The 21,481-nt window shown below is 66.7% G+C and carries 7 protein-coding genes and 1 pseudogene; 6 read left to right on the top strand and 2 right to left on the bottom strand.

All coding sequences use genetic code 11. The features are described 5' to 3' along the window. The 6 genes from AB0J66_RS12595 to AB0J66_RS12570 are packed head-to-tail and all read left to right on the top strand — an operon-like array spanning position 1 to position 18,128. On the top strand, positions 1–1,857 hold the full coding sequence (locus AB0J66_RS12595) for a DUF262 domain-containing protein (protein ID WP_364659151.1): 1,857 nt from the start codon (positions 1–3) through the stop codon (positions 1,855–1,857). Beyond that, positions 1,844–2,020 (top strand): hypothetical protein, encoded by a 177-nt coding sequence (locus AB0J66_RS12590; RefSeq protein WP_364659149.1) that lies wholly within the window; start codon positions 1,844–1,846, stop codon positions 2,018–2,020. Before AB0J66_RS12595 ends, AB0J66_RS12590 begins: the two co-directional genes overlap by 14 nt. Before the next feature lie 19 nt (positions 2,021–2,039). Beyond that, positions 2,040–4,916, top strand: a complete 2,877-nt coding sequence (locus AB0J66_RS12585) for a helicase-related protein (RefSeq protein WP_364659148.1) — start codon at positions 2,040–2,042, stop codon at positions 4,914–4,916. Next, on the top strand, positions 4,913–9,622 hold the full coding sequence (locus AB0J66_RS12580) for a class I SAM-dependent DNA methyltransferase (protein WP_364659147.1): 4,710 nt from the start codon (positions 4,913–4,915) through the stop codon (positions 9,620–9,622). Before AB0J66_RS12585 ends, AB0J66_RS12580 begins: the two co-directional genes overlap by 4 nt. Beyond that, positions 9,619–15,993 (top strand): DEAD/DEAH box helicase, encoded by a 6,375-nt coding sequence (locus tag AB0J66_RS12575; protein ID WP_364659145.1) that lies wholly within the window; start codon positions 9,619–9,621, stop codon positions 15,991–15,993. Before AB0J66_RS12580 ends, AB0J66_RS12575 begins: the two co-directional genes overlap by 4 nt. Beyond that, positions 15,993–18,128 carry a UvrD-helicase domain-containing protein gene (locus tag AB0J66_RS12570; protein WP_364659143.1) on the top strand — a complete coding sequence of 712 codons (2,136 nt, stop codon included), beginning with the start codon at positions 15,993–15,995 and terminating at the stop codon, positions 18,126–18,128. The genes AB0J66_RS12575 and AB0J66_RS12570 overlap by 1 nt, the downstream gene beginning before the upstream one ends. Positions 18,129–18,134: 6 nt before the next feature. Here the strand turns inward: AB0J66_RS12570 and AB0J66_RS12565 are convergent. Beyond that, positions 18,135–19,412: pseudogene (locus AB0J66_RS12565) on the bottom strand (serine/threonine-protein kinase). A gap of 34 nt (positions 19,413–19,446) precedes the next feature. Further along, positions 19,447–21,357: an N-6 DNA methylase gene (locus AB0J66_RS12560; RefSeq protein WP_364659141.1), complete on the bottom strand. Its 1,911-nt coding sequence runs from the start codon at positions 21,355–21,357 to the stop codon at positions 19,447–19,449. Positions 21,358–21,481 lie beyond the last annotated feature (124 nt).

The raw sequence follows: 21,481 nt of genomic DNA, 5'->3' as shown, positions 1-21,481 counted from the left end.
ATGGGTTTCCAAACACCACTGTACGAACTCGCCGACTACCTGAAGTGGACCACGAGCGGGAAGATCCAGCTGCCTGACTTCCAGCGCGGCTACAAGTGGGAGGACGAGCGGATTCGCCAGCTGCTGGTCACGGTTCTCCAAGGCCACCCCATGGGCGTCGTGATGCTGCTCAAGACAGGCAATGACCAAATTCGCTTCAAGCCGCGGCCTGTCGAGGGGGTGGTACTGCCTCCCGGTACGGAGGCGGAAACGCTGCTCCTGGACGGTCAGCAGCGCTTGACCTCGCTGACACAGGCGTTGACCGGAAAAGGCATAGTCTCGACCAAGGACAGCCGCGGCAAACTGATGGACCGCCGCTACTACATCGACATCAAACTTGCCCTACAGGGCGAGGACCGCATGGATGAGGCGGTCGTGTCGATCCCGGGGGACGGTGTGGTGCGCACCAACTTCGGCAAGGAGATCGTGCTCGACCTGTCGACGGAGGAGAAGGAGCGAGCGGCGGGCTTCTTTCCGCTGCGGTTGCTCTTCGGCGGTGTCACCTGGCTGTTCGCGCTTGAGGACAAAGTCCAGGCCGGTCAGCTTCACGAGCGCGTGATCCAACCGGCCTCGACGTACAACATTCCGGCGATCGAACTCGACAAGGAAACCAGCAAATCCGCGGTCGCAACCGTCTTCGAGAAGGTCAACACCGGCGGCCTGACCCTCAATGTTTTCGAGCTGCTCACGGCAACCTTCGCGGGCGACAAGGACTACTATGACGCTCACGGGGAGGACTTCCGCCTCAACGATGACTGGCTGCGGACGCAAGAGGCTTTCGCCGCTCACCCGGTGTTGCACGCCGTTGAGAACACGGATTTCCTCCAGGCAGTCACCATGCTGGCGACGCTCAAGCGCAACAAGGCCGACACGTCGGACCGACCGCCGGCGGTATCGGCCAAGCGCGACGACGTCCTCAAGCTCCGCCTGAGCGACTACCTGGAGTGGGTACAGCCGCTGCGCCAAGGTTTTCTGTGGGCCTCCACCTTCCTGGCAGATTTGCACATCTTCGACCAGCGATCGGTGCCGTACGCCAAGCAACTGGTTCCCATGGCAGCGCTGCGGGTGGCCCTCGGCGAGGACATCGACCTGCACGGCGTCCGCGAACGGATCACCCAGTGGTACTGGTGCGGCGTTCTCGGTGAGCTCTATGGCAGCGCCAACGAAACCCGGTTCGTCCGCGACCTGGAACAGGTGCCGGATTGGGCTAGGGGCCACGACGGCGCCATAACTCCCCGCACGATTCAGGACGCCGCGTTCGTCGAGTCGCGCCTGCACTCTCTACGCACTCGTGGTGCCGCCGCTTACAAGGGCATTCACGCGCTGGTCATCGCCGACGCAGTGGACTGGATGTACGACAAGGCTTTCGACAAGATTCAGTACATCGACATGAGCGTCGACATCCATCACATCTTCCCGTACAAGTGGTGCGTTGATAACAAGATCGACGCCGAGCGGCGCGAGAGTATCGTCAACAAGACCCCTCTTTCAGCCCTCACGAACCGCAAGATCGGCGGAGCCGCGCCGTCGAGATACCTGGCGACCGTCGAGAAGGCCGCGGGGATTCCGTCCGACAAGCTGGACGCCCTGGTGTCATCCCATCAATGTGACCCGCACGCGATGCGCCTGGATGATTTCGACGCCTTCTTCACCGCCCGCCGGGAGGCACTGGTGCGGCTCGTCGAGAAAGCGATGGGTAAAGCTGTGCAACGTGACGCCTCGGAAGGCACGATGCAAGAGGCGGTCGACCAGTTCGACGCTGCGGACAGTGCCGTAATCCCGGACGAGGACGAGTCCTACAGCAATGAAGCTGCTTGACGACTACCAGACCATGCCAGGAAAGCGCTCCAGGGCGCTGACCGGCATTGATTCCGCCGTTCAGCCGACACTGCATCGGTTGAACGGTTCACCGGCAATCAAGAACGCGCCGGAGTGCTCTCGTGGCGATCAGTATACGATCGGCCGCACCCTTGGCGACTGAATGGAACGTGGGGACAACCGTGGAAGACATCCGTTCCGGGAAAAAGCTGGATGTGGCGCCGGGTTCGGTGGTGGTCATCCGCGACGAGGAATGGCTTGTACAGGCCGTCGAAGAAACCACGGATGGACCGCTGATCCACGTCCGCGGTCTCAGCGAATTGGTCCGGGACTCTACGGCCTCGTTCTTCGACAACCCGGACTTGGACGTCATCCAGCCGATGGATCCGGCGGCCGCCGATGTGGTAGCCGACGACAGCCCGCAGTATCGCCAGGCTCGCCTGTGGTTGGAGTCCACCTTCCGCAAGACGGCCGTGCCGCTCGGCGACCGCTCTCTGACCGTGTCCACGCAGGCCCTCGCCCGACCGCTTAGCTATCAGCAAGCCGCCGTACGCAAGGCGCTCGACCCGACGAACCTACGGCCGAGGATCCTGCTCGCCGACGCGGTTGGTCTCGGCAAGACGCTCGAAATCGGCATGATCTTGTCGGAACTGGTTCGCCGGGGCCGAGGGGACCGGATTCTTATCGTCACGCCACGTCACGTTCTCGAGCAAATGCAGCAGGAACTGTGGTCGCGGTTCGCGCTGCCGTTCGTCCGGCTGGACACGGCGGGTATTCAGCGGGTCCGGCAGAAGCTGCCGGCCAACCGCAATCCCTTCACCTACTTCCGGCGAGCGATCATCTCGATCGACACGCTGAAGTCCGAGCGTTACGTCACGAGCCTGCGCCGTCAGCGCTGGGACGCGGTCGTCATCGACGAGTCGCACAACCTCGCCAACGCCTCGACGCAGAACAACAAGCTCGCCCGTCTGCTGTCCCGCACCGCCGAGACGCTGATCCTGGCGTCGGCGACGCCACACAACGGACGAGCCGACTCGTTCGCGGAGTTGGTCCGACTGCTCGATCCGTCCGCGATCCCGCCGAGCGGTGACCTCGTTCCGGCCGAAATCGAGCGGCTTGTCATCCGGCGGCACCGACACAGCCCCGAGGTCGCCGGAGTGGTCGGCGCCGACTGGGCTGAGCGCCGCGAGCCGGAGAACCTCCTGGTGCCGGCGACACCCGCCGAGAACAAGGTCGCACACGAGCTCGAAGACGTGTGGCTATGGCCGGCCAACAAGCGCACGCCATACTCCGGACAGAACGCGTCGCTTTTCCCTTGGACTTTGGCCAAGGCGTTCCTATCTTCCCCGGAGGCGCTCGCCGAGACGATCCGGCAGCGCATCAACCGTCTTGGTGCCGATGCAGCCGCAGATGCCGAGAAAGATGCGCTCAATCGTCTGGCCGGGCTGAACGCGGATGTCATCGCCAAGGGTTCCGCAAAGTTCGCCCGCCTGGTCGACAGGCTGAAAGACATGGGTGTGGCGGCCGGCTCGCCGGAGCGGGCGGTGGTCTTCGCGGAGCGCGTAGCCACGCTCACCACGTTGCGCAAGCAACTGCCCAAGGCCCTTGGACTGCCACCCGAGGCCGTCGAGATCTTGCACGGCGGCCTCCCTGACGACGAGCAGCAGCGCATCGTCGATGCGTTCAAGCAGGAGCACACGCCGGTACGCGTACTGGTCACCGGTGACGTGGCCTCCGAGGGAGTCAACCTGCACGCCCAGTGCCACGAGCTGATCCACTTCGACATCCCGTGGAGCTTGATCCGGATCGAGCAGCGCAACGGCCGCATCGACCGATACGGCCAGAAGTTCCCTCCGCGTATCACGGCGTTGCTGCTGGAGCCGACGAGCGACCGGTTCGCCGGCGACATCCGGGTGCTGACGAAGCTGGTCGAGAAGGAGAACGAGGCGCACCACGCGCTTGGCGACGTCGCGTCCCTCATGGGCAAGTACGACGTCAAGGGCGAGGAGGAGGCCATCCGCGCCGTCCTCGCCGGGCAGCGGGACCTCGACGACGTCGTACGGACGCCGGATGAGGTGCTGGACGGCGACGACTTGTCGGCGATGTTCTTCGGCTTCGACGACGATGACGACGACGCCGGCCAGGCGGCGGTTCCCGAAGACACCGCTCCCGCCGGTTCCGGGCTCTACGCCGATGACGTCTCCTACCTCGAGGAGGCCCTGCACGCCGCGTTCGTCGACCCGACCAAGCCGTTGAGCAACAACGGCGTCGCCTGGCGGCGGGACGCGGCGTTCGGCACCGCCGAGCTGACTCCCCCGCCCGACCTGGTGCAACGGCTCGACGTCCTGCCGCAGAGCTACCTCGCGGATCGCCGGGTCACCGAGAAACTCGTGCTTGCCACGACTGTGGCCCGCGGGATGGACCGGCTCACCGAGGCGCTCCGCGACGACAACGGGTCAAGCTGGCCGGACGCGCACTATCTGAGCCCGCTCCACCCCGTCCTCGATTGGGCGTCCGACCGCGCCTTGGCCGGTCTGGGCCGCAACGAGGTCTTCGCCGTCCGCGGTGACGTCGAAGATCCGACCGTCCTGCTGCTGGGCACCCTGACCAACCGGCGGGGGCAGGTCGTGTCTGCGACGTGGCTGACCGCGGCCTTCCCGGCGCCGGCTGACCTGTCTTTCGCCCTGATGGAGGTCCACCCTTCGGCGGCCGCCGCCCTGGCGCATCTGGGCTGGGACACCGCGCGCGCCAACCCCGGTCCGGTGGCCGATGCCGCCGCCCTGCGCCGGCTGATCGAACCGGCGGTCGAGAACGCCCGCAAGCAGATGTTGGACGTGTTCAAGGCGGCCGAGACCGACGTCGCCGAGCGGATCGAGAAGTGGTCAGGCCGACTGGATAAGTGGCAGGAAGCCGCGAGTAAAGAGGCCCAGCGCCTCGATCTCAAACAACGCCGAGTCAGCATCGAGCAGGAACAGAAGCTCGTCGCCGAGATGAATCCCGACCGCCAGCTCGTCCGTCCGCTGCTGGTCGTCACGCCGCTTACTGGAGTGCAGGCATGAGTGTTTCCGACGCGATCCTCGTCGGCGAGGGCTGGATCTCCGAGCATTACTTCACCACCGACGCCACCAAGGAGTCGTTCCACGCGCGGGTCCTGGCCCGCCGCAAGGAGTGGGACGCCGAGGCCGCGGAGAAGCGCCCCACGCCGCGCAGCCGGTTCACCGAGAAGCGCCAGGAGCTGGAAGCCGACCTGGCCAAGTTGACCGAACTGGCCCAGACCGAGGCCGGCGTCGGCGCGACCGACACCACCACGCTGGCCGACGCCGTCGCGTCGATCTACGACCGGATCATCGGTATCCTGGAACTGCGTGAGCACGGTCTCTCCGTCCACGAGAACGGACCGGTGCTGCGCATCTCCGCGCCCGGCATCATCGACCGCTCGCCGCTGGCCGTCGTCCGCGCCCAGCCGGTCGAGGACGTGGAAGACGTCATCGCGAAGGACGCGGAAACTCTGGCCCAGCCGGTTCAGCTGCACGATGACGGCGACGAGCTCACGTCGGCGGCCCGTCTGGTCTCCGCCCTGTTCGTCGACGACGACGCTCCCGACCTGGTGCTGGTCCTGGCCGGCCGCTGGGCCGTGCTGACCGAGGCCTCCCGCTGGGCCGAGGGCCGCTACCTCGCCATCGACCTCCAGCTCGTCTGCGAACGTAACGACACCAAGCGCGGCGGCGAGATCGACCGTGCCCTGACCTGCCTGAGCGCCGCCTCGATCGCCCCGGACGCCGACGGCAACCTGTGGTGGAGCGGCGTCCTCGAAGAGTCCATCAAGCACACGGTCGGCGTCTCCAAGGACCTGCGCGACGGCGTACGCCTCTCCATCGAGATCATCGCCAACGAGGTCGTCACCCGCCGCCAAGCGAAGGGCCTGGAGCCGCTGCCCGGCTCCGAGGCCCAGCCGCTGGCCAAGCAGTCCCTGCGCTTCCTCTACCGCATCCTGTTCCTGCTGTACGCCGAGGCGTCCCCTGAGCTGAGCGTCCTCCCGGCCGGGGTTGCTGCTTACGACCAGGGCTACGGGCTCGACCGGCTCCGCGAATTGGTCCAGGTCGAGCTGGCCACCCCGCGCGCCCGCAGCGGCACCCACCTCTACGAGTCGCTGGGCACCCTCTTCCGCCTCGTCGACCAGGGCCACCGCCCGGAAAGCATCGGCGACGAGGAGAGCGTCTCGGCGGACGGCCTGGAGTTCAACCCACTGCGCGCCGACCTGTTCAAGCCCAGCGCCACCGCCCACATCGACGAGGTCGGCCTCGGCAACGCGGCCCTCCAAGAGGTCCTCACCCATCTCCTGCTGAGCAAGGAGAAGCGCGGCAAAGACCGAGGCTTCATCTCGTACGCCGAACTGGGCATCAACCAGCTCGGCGCCGTCTATGAGGGCCTGATGTCGTACACCGGTTTCTTCGCCGAGACCGACCTGTACGAGGTAGCCAAAGGCGGCGACGGCAGCAAGGGCTCCTGGGTCGTCCCGGTCGACCGCGCCGACGGCATCTCGGCCGACGACTTCGTGAAGCAGCCCCACAAGGTGACCGGCGAGATGCGCCCGGTCGTGCACGAGCAAGGCTCGTTCGTGTTTCGTCTCGCCGGCCGCGAACGCCAGCAGTCGGCGTCGTACTACACCCCCGAGGTCCTGACGAAGTTCACCGTCGGTCAGGCCCTCGAAGAGCTGCTTACAGACGACACGCGCGCCGAAGAAATCCTCGAAATGACGATCTGCGAGCCGGCGCTGGGCTCCGGCGCCTTCGCCATCGAGGCGGTACGCCAACTCGCCGAGCAATACCTGAAGCGCCGCCAGGACGAGTTGGCCGCCGAAGGCAAGCGCATCGACCCCGACGACTACCAGCGCGAATTGCAGAAGGTCAAGGCATACCTGGCCCTGCACAACGTCTACGGCGTAGACCTGAACGCCACCGCCGTCGAACTCGCCGAGATCTCCCTCTGGCTCGACACCATGGTCGAAGGTTTGTCGGCCCCGTGGTTCGGCCTGCACCTGCGCCGCGGCAACTCGCTGATCGGCGCCCGCCGAGCCGTCTACCGCCGCAGCCAGGTCACTGACAAATCGTGGTTTGGTGCCGTCCCCACCGAGGTCCCGCTGACCTCCCTGGTCGAGGACATCGACGACGATCGTGTCGCCACCGACGGCATCCACCACTTCCTGCTCCCCGCCGAGGGTTGGGGTTCGGCGGCCGACGCTAAGGAGGCCGCCGCTCTCGCCCCCGAGGCCGCGAAGCGGCTCAAGACGTGGCGCAGCTCCACCAAGACGAAACCCACAAAGCAATCCGTTGACGCCTACGCCGAACTCGCCCATCGCGTCGAAACACTCTGGCAGATCGCCTACCGCCGCCTGGACATCGCCGAAAAGCAGATTCGCCGGCACATCCCCGTGTGGGAGGCGGGCGAGCTACCGGTCGGCGGGAAGGTTTCGCGGGAGGAGATCGAGCAAGCGCTGGCCGACGAAAACGGCGCCTACCGGCGACTGCGGCGCGCGATGGACGCGTGGACGGCGTTGTGGTTCTGGCCCCTTACCGAGGCCTCGGCCACCGTCGACGGCGAGGTGATCGCCCCACCGACGACCGCGCAGTGGATTGCCGGTCTGCAAGCGCTGCTAGGGCGCAACCCCGACTTACGCAAGCGCACCGCTCCCGGCCAGACGCTCATCTCGGCCATGGGCTGGAGCGAACTCAACGAAGCCGAGAAGGTCGAGATCGGCTTCGCGGGAGCTCGGGAGATCGAGACGGTCCTCCGTGACCACCCGTGGCTGGTCGTCTGCGAACGCATCGCCCAGCGCCAGGGCTTCTTCCACTGGAACCTCGACTTCGCCACCGTCTTCGCTCGCAGCGGCTTCGACCTCCAGGTCGGTAATCCACCATGGGTTAGGCCGACCCTGGACATGAACGCTCTGTTCGCGGAGGGTGATCCGTGGTGGCAACTCGCGCTGAAACCGACTCAGTCGCAGATCAGCACCAAGCGCTCGGCCACATTGGCGTTGCCAGGCATGAGGGAGCTCGTCGTCGACGGGACCGTCGACGTGTTGTCGGTTGCGGCCTTCGTCGGCGCACCAAATCAATACCCGCACCTTGCCGGTCTGCAACCCGATCTCTATCGCTGCTTCATGGAGACGTTGTGGCGTCACGGATCGCAGCGCGGAACCATCGGAATGATCCACCTGAACTCGCACTTCACCGATGAGAACGCAGGCCTGCTTCGCTCCGAACTGTATCTTCGACTCCGCCGACACTGGCACTTCGTGAACGCTCTCATCCTGTTCGAAATTAAGGACAGCAAGTTCTTCGGTGTAACCGTGCACGGCTCCCGGCGCGATGCGCCCGCCTTTGCCCAGGCGAGCTGGCTTTATCATCCCGATACAGCGGTGCGATCCCTAGTTCATGACGGATCCGGACCAGAACCGGGCTTGAAAGACGACGACGGCAACTGGGACGTACGACCTCACCGCTCCCGAATCACCCACGTCACCGACGAGACCCTCCGCGCATGGCACGCGACCATGGAGAGCGACAAGGTCCCCGTCCGGCAGACTCGGATGGTGTATGCGGTTAACCAGTCGAGTGCGGCTGTTCTGGAGAATCTTTCTCGCCGTCCGCGCATCGGTGATCTTGGATTAAATTTTTCCGCCGGCTGGCACGAGAAGAGCGACCGAACGAAGGGGTATTTCGAGTCGGAATGGGCCGTTCCATCATCATGGAACGACGTGATTCTACAAGGGCCACACCTGTTCGTGGCAACGCCGCTATACAAGATGCCGAACCCCACCATTCGCAACAATCAGGATTGGTCGGCGACGGACTTCGAACAGTTGCAAGCTAATGCGATCCCGGCCACCGCCTACCAGCCCACCGGCGACCGATACGCGTACGACTGTGACTACACCGACTGGGGCGACGAGGCTCATCCCGATCCCGCGCGCGACCATTACCGCATCGCTTGGCGGACTATGGCTGCCAACCAAGGGGAGCGAACCCTCATGCCGGCCTTGATCCCCCCAGGGTCAGCGCACGTCGATGGCATCTTCTCTGCCGGTATCCCGGACGGCGACCGTCGCGCCCTAGTTTTAGTACTCGGGTACATGTCCTCTTTAATCACCGACTTCGCGGTCAGAGTAGCCCCAAAATCGACTATTAGAGCGGGTGCCATCGCCCGGCTTGCTATCGCGCAGCGCAACGTTCTCGAATCAGAAATTCTTCTGCGTACCTTGAGGCTCAATGTCGTTACCAACGCCTACGCCGACTTATGGAATAAGTGCCATGAGCGAGACTTCTCGCATGACTCCTGGACAAACGAGTCGGCAAATTATCGAAGACTACCCATTGGGCAGGTCGGTGCAGAGTGGGACACCACAACGCCTCTGCGAATTGCCGCAGACCGACGTCAGGCTCTCGTCGAAGTCGATGCGCTGGTCGCTCTGACACTCGGGCTCACCGCAGACGAGCTCTGCTCCATCTACCGCACGCAGTTCGCGGTCCTACGGGGCTATGACCGGACTGTCAGTCTGTATGACGCCAACGGGCGGCTCGTGCCGAACTCGGTGCTCACGGCGTGGAGGAAGAGAGGCGAGCGGATCACCGTGGACGAGCGAACCGCGACCAATCAGTCTGGATTCACCTACACATACGAGCTGCCATTTGTCACTCTGGACCGGGAGGCGGACATGCGGCAGGCGTATGCGGCATTTGAGCAGCGGTTGCGGGAGCGGTCGTGACCGAGCTTCTGCCGACCGTTCAAACGGGCAATATCAGGCAGAGTCTCACCGCCTACCTGACGACAACGTTCGCGCTGACCGACACTGACGCGCGGGACGGGCTTGACCAGTTCTTGTCGGATCCGGTGACCGGGATGTTCAAGGGGCCGTATGTGCGGCTTCGGCTGCCTTTCCGGCCCGCGGCGGACGGGTGGCGTGAGCATCTCGGCTGGTATGAAGGCTTCACCCCGTACGGCCATCAAGCCGCAGCTTTCGCCCGGCTGTCGTCCGTGGGTGACCGGCGACCCCAACCGACGCTGGTCACCACTGGCACCGGCTCAGGTAAGACCGAGGCGTTCCTCTACCCGATCCTGGATCACGTACGACGGGCCCGGCTGGAGGGAGTCACTGGCACAAAGGCGCTGATCCTCTACCCGATGAACGCGCTCGCCAACGACCAGGCCAAACGTCTCGCTGACATGCTTACCAACCATCCCGAGCTGGCGTCGATCACGGCCGCGATCTACACCGGCGAGAAGGGCGCGCCGCGGACCATGGTTAGCAAGGATGGGCTGATCACCGATCGAGGCATCATCCGCGACTCAGCGCCGGACATCCTGCTCACCAACTACAAGATGCTCGACCAGTTGCTGCTGCGGCATCAGGACCAAGACCTGTGGCAGAAGTCGGCGACCAGCCTGCGTTACCTGGTGCTGGACGAGTTCCACACCTATGACGGCGCGCAAGGCACCGACGTGGCCATGCTGCTACGCCGACTCGGGCTCACGCTGAAGAGTCATTGGCGCGACGACGACCCCACTCTGACCGACGAGGATCGGGCTCGGCCGCTCGGGCGGATGACCCCCATCGCTACCTCGGCCACGCTCGGCGACAAGGGCGATCCCGGCGTGATGCTGGAGTTTGCGGAGACCGTTTTCGGTGAGCCGTTCCCGGCGGACGCGGTGGTCACCGAGTCGCGGCAGGACCTCGAGGAGTGGGTGGGTGACGCGGACGCCGTGGTGCGGGAGGCCGGGTTCACGCTTCCCGACGACTTCCACGTCGCTGACGTCTGTGAGCGGGTTCGGGATCTCGGCCCCGACCCGGAGGGCGCGCTCCTCGCCCGTACCGTGATTGATTGGCTCTGGACCGGCACCGAAGAGGCAACCGGACCGGAGCTCCTGCTGGCGTTGTCGAAGGCGCACCCGTTGGTGCAGGAGCTGGCGTACGAAACGCGGGACGCGGTCGGCCTCGACGATCTGGTACGCCGGATCGTGGGCCGGGACAGCCGGCGCACCACATCGAGCGTCGCCGCGGGCGGGGTCGACGAGGAGTGGCGGCAGGCTATCTCGGCCATCATCGCGATGCTCGGGCACGTACGCGCCGTCGCCGGACGCGACGCCCTCTCCGTTGACGTACACATGTGGGTGCGGGAGCTGACCCGAGTGGACCGGGCGGCCGACACGACGGCTCGGTTTCGTTGGGGAGACGACGGTCCGCCCTCCAGCAGCGGCGACACCGAGGACGTACGGCCGTCATTCCCGGCCATCTACTGCCGGCATTGCGGCCGTTCCGGGTGGGGTGTAGCGCTCGCGCCGGTCGGCTCCAGCCTGGCCGTCAACGACGAGACGATCCGCCGCAACCACGCCTCCCGTGAGGGCCGGTTCCGGGCTCTGCTGTACGCGCCGGCCGAGGCCGACTCGGTCTATCGCGGCGACGCGCGGGCCGAGGGCTTGGCCTGGTTCGCGGTACGCGGTCGGGAACTGCTCAACAACGCGCCGGCCGACGATGACGCGGACCTGCGCGACGGCTGGATTCTGCCAGTGCTCACCGCCTCCGGGCGCGACGCCGACGAGGCGGCCCGCGACGACACCTGCCCGTCGTGCGCGCAGGCGGACGGGATCCGTTTCCTGGGCAGCGCAATCGCCACCCTGCTGTCGGTGTCTCTCTCGACGCTGTTCGGGTCGGCCGCCTTGGACGCACGGGAGAAGAAGGCCCTCGTTTTCACCGACTCGGTGCAGGACGCCGCGCACCGGGCGGGCTTCGTGCAGGCCCGCTCACACACGCTGACGTTGCGTGCCGCACTGAACGCGGCCATAGCGCCGGGGCCGCTGTCGCTGGACCGCCTTGTAGAGGAAGCAATCCAGCGGACCGGAACCGATCCCTTCCAGCGGTACATGCTTCTGGCGCCCGACTGCGCCGACCGTGATTCCTTCAGCGCCTTCTGGAAGTCACCGACCTTGCGCGGTGCGCCGGCAGTGAGGTCGCGGGTTCAGAAGCGCCTGGCCCTCGACGTGGCTCTGGAGTTCGGGCTGAACTCCCGCATCGGCCGCACACTCGAACTGACGGGTTCGGTGGCGGCGGAGGTGGAGGCCGGCACGCCGGCGCGGATGGCCGGCGCGGCGCGCACCGTGCTGCGCGGTTTCTCCGTACAGAACGCCCTCGGCTCTGACAACGACGAGCCGGACGACAGGTCGCTGGTGCAGTGGGTCCGCGGCGTGCTCGACCGGATGCGGGCCCAGGGCGCGATCGATCACCCCTGGTTCGACAAATACCGGCAGGAGGACGGCAACCGCTGGTCGATCTGGGGTGGCCGCCCCCGGGCCGACGGCATGCCGGCTTTCCCCCGCGGCCGGCCCGCGCCGGGATACCCGCGCGTCGGCGGCGCCGGTGACCCGGTGCGCGACAGCAGCCTCGACGCCGTCACCTCCGCCCAGTCCTGGTACGCCCAGTGGACCTCACGGGTGCTGCCGGTAAGCCCGGCGGACGGCGGACGGCTCGCCCGGCTCCTACTCGACCGGCTGGTGAAGGACGGCGTGCTGACCGCCACCACCAGCCAGAGCGGGGCGTCCGTCTTCGCCATCCCAGCGTCGGGCGTGGTCGTCTCGCCCACCCGCGCTGAGGACCTCGAGGCGGGACGGCACATGCTGACTTGCACCACCTGCCGGTCACTGACCCCCGGCAGCGTGGCCGTTGTCGACCAGCTCGACGGCGCGCCGTGCCTGCTGGCGCGCTGCGGCGGGCGGCTCGTCCGGGAACCGCTGGACGACAACTTCTACCGGCGGCTCTACACATCGTCGGAGACCCGGCGAATCGTCGCGCGCGAACACACCAGCCTGCTCGATGACGCCACCCGCCTGAAGTACGAGGAGGGTTTCAAGAGCGCGACGACCGAGCCGGACGTCCCCAACGTTCTAGTGGCGACACCCACGCTGGAGATGGGTATCGACATCGGCGACCTGTCAGCCGTGCTGCTTTCATCGTTGCCGCGGACCGTTGCGTCCTACCTGCAGCGAGTCGGCCGGGCCGGGCGCCTCACTGGCAACGCCCTCAACCTGGCCTATCTGACCGGCCGTGGTGACCAGCTGCCAAAGCTGGGTGATCCGCTGTCGGTCATCAACGGCGAGGTACGCCCTCCGGCCACCTACCTTCAGGCCGACGAGATCCTGCGGCGGCAGTACACGGCTTCGCTGGCTGACGGCATGGCCCGTGATTCGCGTGCCAAGCATCCGGGTAGCGCCTCCAAAGCGATCGGTTCCAGCGACCCGGATTCGTTCCTCGGCGAGCTCATCAGCGCGGCCGAGGCCGCGGGCGACGAGGGTGTGCAGCGGTTCGCGGACACGCTTGGCCCACTCCCGGCCGACGTCGTCGACGGCCTGAAGACCTGGGTCCGTCCGATCGCCGGTGCTGGAACGAGCATGTTCGCCGCTTATCTCCACGCGGCCAGCCGCCGCTGGCAGATCACGGTTGAGACGTTGAAGCGGCGCGAGGCCGATATCGGAAAGGTGCTCCCGGAGCTTGAGGCCAAGAAGGAGTCGCCGGCCGCGACCGACGACGACCGGCGGGCGTGGCGGTCCGCGAAGGCTACCCTGTCGCTGACCAGGGGTCAGCTGGCTCATCTGCGCGGCGAGTACTGGATCGGAGTCCTGGAGGAGTACGGGCTGTTGCCCAACTACACGCTGCTCGACGACACGGTCACCCTCGACGTCGGGATCAGCTGGACCGATCCGGACAGCAGCGAATTCCGCAGTGAGCATGCCCAGTTCCAGCGGGGCTCTGCTCAGGCCATCCGGGAGTTCGCGCCGGGCGCGACCTTCTACGCGCGCGGCTTCGAGATCGCCATCGACGCCATCGACCTGGGCATTGACGGCGAGTCGATCCGGCCGTGGGCGTACTGCCCGGCCTGTGGATTCGCCGCCGACCTCGCCGCCTCCGGGCAGGAGCAGCGGATCGACGCTTGCCCACGCTGCGGAAGCCCGGGAATCGCCGACACCGGCCAGCGCATGGACGTGGTCGAATTGGCCCACGTCTCGGCCGAGGTGCGGCGCGACGAGGTGATGATCTCCGACCGGCGCGATCAGCGGGACTACATAGCATTCCAGGTCGTCACGGCCGCCGACGTCGATCCGGCCAACATCGGGCGGCAGTGGTTCGTCGAGGGCAGCGGCCTCGGCTGTACGTATCTGCGGACGATGGACCTGCGGTGGATCAACATCGGTGTGCCCGGCCACGGCGCGTCCCGCATCATCTCGGCTGACGAGCGTACGGGTGCGCTGTTCCGGGTGTGCAGCGGCTGCGGGAAACTCGACACCGACTCCGGGCGCAACCGGCCGCACGAGCATCGAGCCTGGTGCCGGTACCGCACATCGGCCACCGAGAACACCACCACGGTGGCGTTGTCGCGGACCCTGCGCACCCAAGGGCTTCTGGTGCGGCTTCCGCACGCGATCACCCTCGGGGACGATTTCGCGGTGCCGAGCCTGGGCGCGGCCCTACTGCTCGGTCTCCGGGAGCAGATCGGCGGGCACCCGGATCACATCCGGATCGAGCACGTCGTCGACCCGACCCACAGCGACGGCACCGACAACCACGAGGCGCTGCTGCTGCACGACGTGGTGCCGGGCGGGACCGGTTACCTGGCCGACCTGGCCTCCCCGGAGCAGCTGCGAGAGCTGTTGACGCTCGCCTGGAACCGGGTCAGCACCTGTGAGTGCCAGTACGAGGAACGGCTCGCTTGCCACCGGTGCCTGTTGCCGTTCGCCCCTTACACGGCGATCAACCGGACGTCCCGGGCCTCCGCGGTACGGCACCTCGCCCGGCTGCTGGGTCTGCCGGAGGACGCCGAAACGGCGGACGGGCCGCCGTGGACGGTCACCGAGGTCCCGCCGCAGGAAGACCCCGAGTCGCACCTGGAGCAGCGATTCCGCAAGCTGATCGTGGAACGGCTGAAGGCAGCCGGCGCGGCCCTGACCGAGGTGCCGAAGGCCTGGGGCAACGCCCTGCGCTTCACATTGCCCGGCACCCATCGGCAGTGGACGCTGACGCCGCAGCTGAACCTCGAGAACTCGCGTCCGGACTTCGTCCTTGAATCGAACGACACATCGATCCCGACGGTGGCCATCTTCACCGACGGGCGAGCATTCCACGCCGTTCCGGCCCACAACCGGCTCGCCGACGACGCCGAGAAGCGCGAGATCCTGCGTGGCACCGGTCGCATCGTGCTCGGGATCACGGCGCAGGACGTCGCCGACGCAGAGCGCAAGGTGACGACCAAGCCGGAGTGGTTCTCTCCCGCGAGCGTCGCGAAGCTGATCAAGATGCCGCAATTCATGACCACGCCGATCGCGTACGAAGGGCTGCGCGCCGGGCCGATCTCCTGGCTGCTCAACTGGATCGCCGCGCCGAAGCCGGACGACATTCGCATCGTCGCGCGAGCCGTGCCGATGTTCTTCGTCGGCAAGCAATTCCAGCGCCGGTGCGCCGAGGACGTATCGCTCGCCGCCGCTGGACGGTCGGTGCTGCTTTCGGAGGAGATCCCCGCCGGGAGCCGGACCATCGTCGTACAGCGCTTCGGTGCTCTCGCCGTCGTGGCCGAGCCGGGCGCAGGCACGGTTGATGTCGCGGTTGTGCTCGATGACCGCGACGGCGTCCTGGACAGCGCCCACGCGACCGCTTGGCGGTTGTGGCTGCAACTGTCGAATGCGCTCGCACTGCGCGACTGGCCGACCGTCATCACCACGACGAGCTTGGTTGGCGCGCCCACCGTGCTGACGCCCGCGCCGACGGGCGGATTGCCCGAAGGCTTGGACTCCGCGTGGGTGTCCGCCTACGAGACGGCCTCGTCGGGCGTCGAGCAGACGCTCATTCGCGCGCTGGCCGAGCACGGCGGGCTGGAGGCGCCCCGTATCGGTGAAGAAGGCCCGCAGGGCATCCCCCTGGACATCTCGTGGCCGAATCTACGGATCACGGTCGCCGTGCATGACATGCCGGACGAGGACCGCGACGACCTGACCGCCGCCGGATGGCACGTGGTGAAGCCCGACCCGGATGCCGTCTTCGCGACGGTGGCGGCTCGGGCGAACGATGCAGGAACCAACGACAGCGGGGAGCTGTGATGCCGACCATCATCATGACCAAGTGGCCTGTGAAGCTCGATGGGTCGGTCAAGTCCAAGGCGATGACCTTCCTGCAGAAGCTGTCCGCGGACGACACCACGCCCGGGCTGCACGTCGAGCCGATCAGCAACGCGGTCGATCCACGTGTCCGTACCGGACGGGTCGACCAGTTCTGGCGCGCCGTGATGTTCCGGCTCGAAGGTCAGGGCGAAAGCCACTACGTGATCCACGGGGTGTGGCCGCACGATGACGCGATCGCCGTCGCGAGCCGCGTACGGCTGAAGGTCAACCCGATCAACGGCCTGCCCCAGATCGAGGAGATCGCGGCCACTCCTCCCCCGGTGCTTCCGCCGGAGCCGGTCGCGCCGCATCCGGTTGAGCCTCTGCTCGTCCGGCTCGGCCGCACTCGCAAGGATCTGGTGGAACGTCTGGGCATCCCCGAGGACGTGGCCGATCAGGCGCTCGCCGCGCCGGATGACGATGTCCTGCTCGATCTGGCGCAACGTCATGACGGCTGGATCGGCCTGCTGCTGGTCGATCTGGCCAGTCACGACTCGATCGACGACATCGCCGACCGCATGCAGCTACAGACTCCCGAGCAGTCTGGTGACGCCGATGCCGACTTGCTGACGTCCCTGCGGCAGCCGGCGGCACGGGCGCAGTTCGCCTTCATCGAAGGCCAGGAGGAACTGCGACGGGTCATCGAAGCGGACGACTTCCCCGCCTGGCGAGTCTTTCTTCACCCGGAGCAGCGCCAGTACGTCGAACGGGCGTACAGCGGCCCCTTCCGGCTCTCCGGGGGGGCCGGCACCGGAAAGACCGTGGTCCTGGTCCACCGTGCCCGTACCCTCGCGGCCCAGCACAAAGACGCCCGCATCGTCTTGACCACGTTCACCACCAACCTGGCCGACTCGCTGCGCGACAACCTGGCGCTGCTCGACCCGAACGTCACGCAGTCCACGGCCCTCGGGCAACCCGGTGTCTACGTCGCTGGAGTCGATGCGCTGGCTTCGGCCGTTATCCGCTCTGCCGGCGCTTCGATCGCGGATGCGGTGCAGGCTGTTCTCGGCGATACCCGATCGGCGCCGACCTCTCGTACCTCGACCACCCGCTGGCGCGAGATCGTCGAGTCCGCCGGCAGCACCCTGCCACCGGAGATCGCCAACGAGACGTTTCTCAGCACCGAGTACTCCTTGGTCATCCTGCCGAACCGGGTTAAGAACGAAGCGGAGTACCGCCGAGTGCGCCGACCGGGACGTGGCGTCGCCCTGGACCGAGCTAAGCGTGACAATGTCTGGGCGCTAATCGCGGCCTACCGAGCACAGAGCCGCCTCGACGGGACGCTCGACTTCGCGGAGGCGGCCGCGATCGCGGCGGCACATCTGGAGACCACCGGCGGTCAGGCTGATCATGTGCTCGTCGATGAGGGTCAGGACCTGTCGCCCGCCCATTGGCAGATGCTGCGTGCCCTGGTAGCCGAAGGCCCGGACGACTTGTTCGTGGCCGAGGACTCTCACCAGCGCATCTACGGCAACCGAACCGTTCTCGGCCGATACGGCATCCGTATCGTGGGCCGGTCCCGCCGTCTCACGCTCAACTATCGGACCACCGCGCAGAACCTCAAGTACGCCATGGCGATTCTCGAAGGCGGCGACTACGTCGACCTGGAGGAGCAGGCCGAGGCAACCGGCTACCGCTCGGCCCGGTCGGGGCCCGAGCCGCTGGTCGAGAAAACAGAGTCGCTCGTAGCCGAGCTCGACGCCATTGCCGATCGCGCCCGGGCCTGGCTCGACCAGGGCGCCAAACCGGAGACCATCGCCGTTCTCGTACAGGACAGGTTTCAGCGCGAGCGGGTGGTCAACGCGCTCAACGAACGGGGAGTGCAGGCACGAGCGGTCGATCGCGAGCAGCCCGCCGCCGGCCGAGTGCTCGTCATGACAATGCACCGGGCCAAGGGAATGGAGTTTTCCAAAGTCGTGCTGGCTGACGTCGGCTTCCAATCACCGGCCGAGAAGGCACGATTGAGCGGCTTGGACGAGAGCGAACGGCAGGACGCGGAGTTGCGGGCTCGGTCGCTGGTCTACGTCGCGGCAACTCGGGCTCGGGACGAACTGGCCGTGGTGGGGCGGCAGTAGGAGGGCTTACGCAGCGATCCGGCCGGCTAGCTCCTCCGGAGTCCAGTCGCCGGCCGGTCGCGCATCCCAGCCGGCCCGGCTGAAAGCTTCGTCTTCGGTAATTCGCTCGCCTGTCAGCAGCACCGCCACCTTGTGGTCCGGCCAGGCCAGCGTCGCGTCCTGTCGCCGCCCACCAAGTTCGACGTTCCTGATCGGCACCGGCAAATCTTGTACGGCCAGGCTTCGCAGTAACGACGAGGTAGCGGGCTCGCCCTGGTCGGTGTTCCGAATTACCTCGCGCCACTCGGGAGACATGAAGGCGGTAGCCAGATGGTGCCGGAAAATGGCCATGTCCGGGTCGTCGGGTGTCGGGGAAGGCGCCGGAGTCGGATTGTCGGGAATCTTGGCGAGCACAGCCGCGTACAGCCGAGCGGGGCTCAGGGTGCCGGAGGGATGCAGAGCCCCATGCAGCTGACCAAGATCGGCTACATGGGGCAGCAATCGTTGGTAGACCGCATGCGCCCCCGAGGGACGATCGTGCGGCTTCTTCTCCAGCAGATCGAGAATCAGTCGTTCCAGCTCGGCCGGCGCGTCCGGCCTCAATGACCGAAGTGGTGGTGGCGTCTCGTTGATCTGCTTCGTCATCACCGAAAATGACGTGGGGGCGCTGAAGACAAGTTCTCCGGTGAGCATCTCGTGCAGGGTGCAACCAAGCGCGTATAGATCCGTTGCCGGTTCGCTGTTGCCTCCTTCCACCTGCTCTGGCGCCATGTAGGCGGGGGTGCCCAGCGATTAGTGAGTGTTGGTGATCCTCGAGAAATCGGCGAGAGTCGGGGCCACCGCGAGACCGAAATCGAGAACTTTCACCGAGCCGTCAGGCCCGAGCATCAGATTGCTCGGCTTGAGGTCCCGGTGCACGAGCGCCGCCGTATGAGCAGCCACGAGAACTGCGCAGACCTGAGCGGCGATGGCGGTCGCCCACCCGATCGGCAAAGGACCCTGCTCCGCGACGAGATCAGCGATGCTGATGCCGTGTACGCGCTGCATGATCAGGAAAGGCCGCCCGTCATGGACGCCGACGTCGTAGACCGCCGGTACTCCCGGGTGTTCTAGCCTGGCGGTGATGCGTGACTCGCGGTCGAAGCGGCGCACCAGAGCCTCGTCCGGAACCCCGTTGGGGAACCGCAGGAACTTGACGGCGATCTCACGGTCGAGCCGCACGTCGCGGCCGAGCCACACATCTCCCATGCCGCCGCGCGCCAGCGGAAGGCGCTCCAGTTCGTAGCGGCCGTCACCGAGCTTCACCGTCACTCCTTGAGCGAGTCCAGCAACAGCTGACTCAGTAGTTCTCCTCAGTGGGACGAAGCTTGCCAAACGCCAATCCTTCGACGGTCAGCCGAGTCATCTCGGCCGAAAGGTCCCTTACCTGCCTGGCCGTTCGGTTCAACTGGTAAAGCTGCTCGAAGGCCGCCCCGTGGCGGCGTTGCTCAGCTATCGGAACCCGTGGCACTTGCGCTTTCCTAACGTCAAAGCGCAGAAGGCCCGAAAGGCTGGTCGCCTGACGCTCATTGGCGGAGGTGCGGAGGTGGGCGGCCAGGAACCAGGGGTTCAGCACCTGCGGGTCGCAGCGGAGGGCGTAAAGGTTGCGGCCGAGCAAGACCTCGCCTTGCAAGTCACGTTCCTCGACCACCGTGCTCGCAAGGCGGCGGGCCACCATCGGAATGACCACGTCTCTGGCCTTGAGCAGAATGCGCTGGTTCAGGCGTTCATCGCTGCCGCTTGCGAGCTTCTCCCGCAGAACGTCTTCGGCCGTGAGCACCCGCACGTCGGCCGGGTCGCCGTCGTCGCCTCGGATTGGCCCGAGGATCTCCAGCGCTCCGCTACGCGCGAGGTCAGCGATGGAGATGGTGGGCGGCGGTGACGAGTCGTCTGCTGAGGCCTTGAGAGGGGTCGGCACGTGTTTCGCCAGCCACTGCGCCTGCAGTTCGAGGGTGCGATGGTTGGCGACCAGTTCCCGGACGAGATCGGCGTGTTCCAGACCGGCGGGCGCATGGCGGGCCGGGGTGAGATCGACCTCGTCGTCCAGGAGGTCGATCACGGGGATCTCGTGGGCGAACGTCGACTGCGTGAGGTCGCCACCGTCGAGGAAGGTCTCCGCCGCCTGAGCGATCCCGTCGAAGGTCTCGGGCAGGTCCATCGAGTCGGGCGAGGCGATTGCACGGCCGTCGGCGAGCAGGATAGTCGGAGCAGGAGCGCCGACGGCGCGCTGGAGGATCCACACATGGAGAGCGCCCGCGATCGCGGTGACCGCGCCCGGAGGAAGGGCGATGACTGCCCGCAGCGAGCCCTTGCGGAGCAGCTCCGCCCGGATCCGCCGGCCGGCCCGGCGTGCGGCGGCGGAGGGCGGCATGAGCAGCACGGCGAGGCCGCCCGGCTTGAGGTGGGCGTGGGCGTGCTGGACCCAAGCCAGCTCGGGTTCCGTGCGTGGCGGGACGCCGAATTCCCACCGGGCGTCGTAGCCGAGTTCCTCCTGCCCCCAATTGGTCTGCCCGAATGGCAGATGGCCGAGCACAGCGTCGACGGCGAGCCCCGGGAAAGCGTCGGCGCGCAGGGAGTCACCGGTCCGGATCTGGCCGGTCACGTCGGCGACGGCGAGCCACGCCGCGGCGAGCCGAGCGGTGGGCTCGTCGATGTCCTGGCCGAAGACATCGGTCGCCCCGGCCTTCGCCGCCGCCCTCAGCAGCTGGCCGTTTCCGCAGGCCGGGTCGAGAACAGTGCCGGCGTTGATCCTGGCCAGCCGGACCATGAGAGAGGCGAGATGGTCGGGTGTGCTGGCGGCTCGCCGGGCGGGCGTGTCGGCGAACTGTGCCCACAGCTGGTGCAGCACTCGGCGGGCGCCTCCCCCGTCAGGCCGGGCAACCAGCGCGTCAAGCTCGGCTCGTAGCGTCGCGTCGGCCAGGGGCCGGGCGCCGCTGAGTTGCTCGGCCGCCCGGGCTATCGCCTCGGCCGGATCGGTCTGCGCTTCGACCAGGTCGCGCCAGAGACGGTGCTCGTCCGGGATGGCGAGCGCCTTGCCGTTCTCGGTGAGCCAGCGGTCGACCTCCTCGAGATCGAACTGAGGGCTCGCGGCCGTGCCTCCGACCGGTGCGGGGAATGACTCGTAGCGCTTGCGCCAGTTGCTGACTGCCGCCCGGCCCACTCCCGCGAAGCGCGCGATGTCGGCGGCGGTGACTCTTGCTCGTCCTGCCACGGGAGTAGTGTACACAATCGCTCCCTCAATTCTCTGTTGACACTAGCTACGGACGATGCTTACATAGCCCTCGTCGCCGCAGCGAGTTGCTGTGTACGCATCCACCCCTCGATTCCTGGGAGCA

It is taken from the genome of Actinoplanes sp. NPDC049598 (genome assembly GCF_040675435.1).
Taxonomy (GTDB): Bacteria; Actinomycetota; Actinomycetes; order Mycobacteriales; family Micromonosporaceae; genus Actinoplanes.
Note: the sequence above shows the minus strand (reverse complement) of the source record. Positions and strands in the feature narration are given on the sequence as shown.

What these genes read in the sequence shown, in the direction of transcription:
- AB0J66_RS12570 (WP_364659143.1), top strand. Translation starts at nt 15,993, where the DNA reads ATGCCGACCATCATCATGACCAAGTGGCCTGTGAAGCTCGATGGGTCG.
- AB0J66_RS12590 (WP_364659149.1), top strand. Translation starts at nt 1,844, where the DNA reads ATGAAGCTGCTTGACGACTACCAGACCATGCCAGGAAAGCGCTCCAGG.
- AB0J66_RS12595 (WP_364659151.1), top strand. Translation starts at nt 1, where the DNA reads ATGGGTTTCCAAACACCACTGTACGAACTCGCCGACTACCTGAAGTGG.
- AB0J66_RS12580 (WP_364659147.1), top strand. Translation starts at nt 4,913, where the DNA reads ATGAGTGTTTCCGACGCGATCCTCGTCGGCGAGGGCTGGATCTCCGAG.